The sequence below is a fragment of the Bacillus sp. Leaf49 genome (assembly GCF_001426125.1).
In the GTDB taxonomy this organism is placed as follows: Bacteria; Bacillota; Bacilli; order Bacillales; family Bacillaceae; genus Bacillus; species Bacillus altitudinis.
Window position 1 is genome coordinate 1 of record NZ_LMRK01000016.1, and the last position, 4,413, is coordinate 4,413.

At 36.3% G+C, this 4,413-nt stretch carries 5 protein-coding genes; 2 read left to right on the forward strand and 3 right to left on the reverse strand.

The window, feature by feature from the left end; genetic code table 11:
- The coding region (locus ASG46_RS09590; RefSeq protein ID WP_162242779.1) for a protein rep at window positions 1-412 on the reverse strand (412 nt) is incomplete at its 3' end.
- Window positions 413-1,667: 1,255 nt separating this feature from the next.
- On the opposite strand from ASG46_RS09590, the gene ASG46_RS09600 reads away from it, so the two are divergent.
- The gene (locus ASG46_RS09600; protein ID WP_056704295.1) at window positions 1,668-2,141 is read left to right on the forward strand and encodes a DUF3967 domain-containing protein; all 474 of its coding nucleotides are present in this window, start codon (window positions 1,668-1,670) and stop codon (window positions 2,139-2,141) included.
- A gap of 116 nt (window positions 2,142-2,257) precedes the next feature.
- Here the strand turns inward: ASG46_RS09600 and ASG46_RS09605 are convergent, their stop codons facing one another.
- Window positions 2,258-2,707, reverse strand: a complete 450-nt coding sequence (locus tag ASG46_RS09605) for a helix-turn-helix domain-containing protein (protein ID WP_052141850.1) — start codon at window positions 2,705-2,707, stop codon at window positions 2,258-2,260.
- 179 nt (window positions 2,708-2,886) lie between these two features.
- On the opposite strand from ASG46_RS09605, the gene ASG46_RS09610 reads away from it, so the two are divergent.
- A complete protein-coding gene (locus tag ASG46_RS09610) occupies window positions 2,887-3,600 on the forward strand; it encodes a putative immunity/bacteriocin fusion bifunctional protein (RefSeq protein WP_046526812.1) in 714 nt (237 codons plus the stop codon).
- A gap of 40 nt (window positions 3,601-3,640) precedes the next feature.
- On the opposite strand, the gene ASG46_RS09615 is transcribed toward ASG46_RS09610, so the two are convergent.
- The coding region (locus ASG46_RS09615) for a protein rep (protein WP_056704297.1) at window positions 3,641-4,413 on the reverse strand (773 nt) is incomplete at its 5' end.

A 4,413-nucleotide genomic window follows, 5' to 3' on the forward strand; every position in this document is an offset into this window, starting at 1 on the left:
AAATGGTCTGTTTCAGATCATCACCCTCAACGTTTTTTACTGTCAACGTGAGAAATATCCATGCTGGCTTATATTGCCGATTGGCTTCTTCAACGATCAATTTGTTGTGATAAGCAATTTTCAATGATCTTCGCCATGCACACATAGGGCATAACCTCACTTTACAAAAATAGGCTTGATATAATCGTAGTCTGCCCGTTTCTCTATCTCTCTTAAACGCAAGACATTCCGCACAATCACATACTTTCTCTGCCTTTTTTCCGTAGTAAGGCGCACCGGTACGCTTTTCAAGTCCTTCATAGTGAGCCGCCATAAGCGACGATCTCAACTTTTTCCCCTTCCAATCCCGCTTTTTACCTGTTGCGGTTTTGTCGTCGAGGATGGTATAATTCTTTTCAGATGAATAAAACAAAGAAAAAACCCCTTCTGCCGCTAGTTCTCTAGCTATCTATTATTTGGTGTGGTAACTTAATAATAGCAGACGGGGTTTTTCCCTGTCAAATTACCTTTAAACCATTGACAGCACTGAATTTATCATACTTTTTGAAAATCTCAATGTTTCTATATGTATCAAGATAAGAAAAAACACGATTACAACTTCGTTGAAATCGCAAAAAAAGACCAGCAAATTGCTAGTCTTTTTTTAAAACCAAAAACAAAAAACCACTAACCCCCCATGGGGGTTTTTTATTTTGTTTTTTTGGACATGATGCACAACAAAAAACAAAACTTTAAGGTCCCACAAGCACTTTCCATCCAATAAGACACAAAAACATATCATAGCAGACAAAACGAAAAAACGCATTTAAAGCCCTTATAATCGTTTTTAACTCATCACCCTATTTGAATACCCGAACAAAAATAAAAGCGCTCAGAATCTAATCTGAACGCTCTCAACGGCATTTTTGAAATACAGCCTTGATATTTTTATAGATTTAATCATTCAAATAAATCCTTGCCACAAACTCAAAACGAGTCAATCCATTGCTATGACTAGCTTCAATTTGTTTTTTTCTTCCGTAGTACCCCCCCCTGTTAGAGTGGGGGGGTTCCCGTTTGGCTCTAGGTGCTTCGCTTTTCGTTGCCACTCGACGACTGTCGTCGTCTTCCGCTGCGCACCTTCGCCAAACAAAACAAACGCACAAATATTTCTTTAATCTTATCATTTTTGACTCTTTCATGCCAACGGTACAATGCCTCGCATTCTGCTTTGAACGGAGAGAAAACCCACAGCACCTATTTAGGTGCATAAGTGGGCACTGGTTCTCCAGTGACTCTTTTCGGGCTCTGCCCAAACCCGCCAACGGTCAGCCCGTTGGATCGCAAATATTCAAACCCCCTACCCCCGATCTTCGGGGGATGCCCCTTCGGCGGGCGCAAACAAACGAGGTTTGTTTGAATCAATAGGCTTTGGGTGTGGTGAATGAGTCAACTCCTTAATGCTCACTTTCGTTCCGCTTACCGTTGACTCATGCCGAATGTTTTTCACTCCATTTTTTAAACAGTAACGCTCCTTTTAAGTGCACACTTTTCCGAAATGTCTCCAGCGACACTTATCAAAATTTTTCTCTTTCAACCCGCTACGCAAAACAAAAACATTTTGCCTTTTGATCTAGGAGGGCGTAGCGTATACCATAGCGAATGAATCATAAAGAGGTGAACCCGCTATGAAACCCGAAACCTACCTTTCTTCACAAGACATTGCAAACAAGCTCAATGTCTCCAGCGTCACGATACGCAAATACGCCGCCATGCTTGAGAAAAACGGCTATAATTTCGCCAGAGACACTAAGGGATGGCGTCAGTATAATGAGTCCGATTTATCCGCTATGGAGTATATATACACACACTCTAAATTGAGTGGTAAATCACTAGAAGAAGTAGCCAAACTTGTAGCGACCTTGTATCGGTCAAACTTGTCCATATCGGATACCGCTACACCGCTACAAGATGTGAATGTCGCCGATCTCATTCAAAGACAAGAGGAATTCAATCAGGCAATCCTAAAACGACTCGAACAATTTGAAGAACAACAAAAAAAGCGAGATGAAAATCTCATGCTCGCTTTGAAAGAATCCATTGAAACAAAAAAAATGATTGCTACAGCTCAACAAAAAAAGTGGTGGCAATTTTGGAAGTGAAACGCACCCAAAGACAGGATTGATACACATAACATTAATTTCCTAAATTTCATAATTGTTATATTATACATCAATAAAATAAAAATCAGCACCATCTATGGTAGCTGATTTTTATTTTAATTACTCTGTCTTCTAGTTACAATTCTTACAGGTATAGATATAGCAGTAAATATTAAAAAGGGCATCAAACAATATAAAACAGCCCATCCAATATCATAATTTACACCCTCAATTACAAAAAAATAAATCGAAAGAACAATACTACAAAAGAGACCAATCCACGGAAGCAACTTCACATAAACTTTCAAATTATTCTTAGCTTTATTATCAAGCATAGATAAATCCCCTTTCTTTAAACTATTTAAATCTCGGCTCTCATCTAACAAATCGTCAACTTTAACTCCAAATATGTCTGCGATTTTCATTAAATTATTAATATCTGGATAATTCATACCCTTTTCCCACTTATATACAGCTTGTTTGGTTACGAATAATTTGGAAGCTAGATCATCTCTTGTTAGGCCGTTTTTCTCTCTAAGAATTTTCAACTTTTCATTTGTTTTCATTTTTTTTACTCCCTTAATATTATTTTATATGCAATATAAAAGAACAGAAATAAACAACCTCTAAAATACTTTTAATAAATTGTTAAACTTTAAGTTTTTTAAATAATAAATTGAAAATAAGGTAAATTATATGTTATTTTTAAATCTATAACAATTTAAGGAAATGAAAGGGGAAAATGATGAAATTATTCACAAAACTTTTAGTTTCACTATGCATTCTAATGTTAACTTTTAGTAACACTCTTGTTGTAAATGCAGTAGAAAAGAAAGACCTAAACATCTTAGAAGAACAAAAAAAATTAATGCAAGATGAGAACATCACTCCATCAAAAATGACAGAAAAAGATTTAAAAGTATTAAAAAATGCAGAAAAACAAGTAAAAGAAATCAAAGAACTAAGAAATAACTTAAAGAAAGAAAAATTTGAAGAGTTCGCTTTAGATAAAGAGATTCCTCAAATAAAATATACTACCGATACAGATGAAGGCAGCACTTTTATCTATGTCAGCAATAAAGTATACAAAAACACAAAAACAAAAGAAACGATTGTTACAACAAGTATTTACGACAACTACTCTGAAAAAATAATACAATTCGTAGCAGAAAAGAGTAAAGACAACGGAAAAAATAGAGAATACATTATGAACTACAAAGACTACGATACAAATAAAGTCACAAAAAAAGATAATAAAGAAGATGAAGATAAAGCATCAACATCTAAATCAAAAAAGAAAAAATTTAAATTTAATGGCAAATCATTTGCATGTTCTGCAGCAGGTTTAGTCGCTTGCGGACAAATATGCCTTGTCTATGCATTAATGGGGCCTGTAGCCGGAGGTACATGTGGGGCAGCATGCGGAATAGCTTTCGCTGCAGTATGTGCTGTAACATAATAATAATAATAGAAAAGCAGGCTAATAAAAGCCTGCTTTTCTAATTAATTATGTAATTTTTAATGCCAACATGCCAACGTGCCATGACTTCAAACGTTTCATTGGCTACCTCATCATCATCTTCTTCAATCCTAACAAGGTCGCCGCCCTCGGCATCAGTCAAATTCAGTTCCTTATGAATCTCTTTCAAGATCCCGCCGTAACCGATCAAGCGCCTGGCACTTAATGCATCATCCAAATAATAGACCGTATCCAAATTCTCCTCAGTCACTTTATTCCCACGTATCACATCCGTATCTTTCACTGGATACTTAGAAATTTCTAAAACAGCTTTCTGTTCTTCCATTGCTTCTCGGACTTCTTTTTCAATCGCTTCCGCATCGATTCCCTTTTTTCCTTTGACCCGCTGCACATGCACAATCGGTGTGTAATCCAATTTCATTGCCCGCTTCCAAAGGCTTGTCCATTCTTTTTGATTAATATAGTTCTTACCAAAGTAATTAGTACGAACAGGTATTAACACATGAAAATGCGGATGATATGTATTTTCTTCATGATTTTTCGTAATCTCTAAAGCTCTGAAATACCCACGCACCGCAGAATCAACTTTTTTATATTTCATCAATCTATTAAAGCCTTTCATCATATCAGAAATGGTCTGTTTCAGATCATCACCCTCAACGTTTTTTACTGTCAACGTGAGAAATATCCATGCTGGCTTATATTGCCGATTGGCTTCTTCAACGATCAATTTGTTTCTGTTCATCTGCCTTGGGCGTTTGGCTGTAGAGAAGGAATAAAATTTGGAACTTG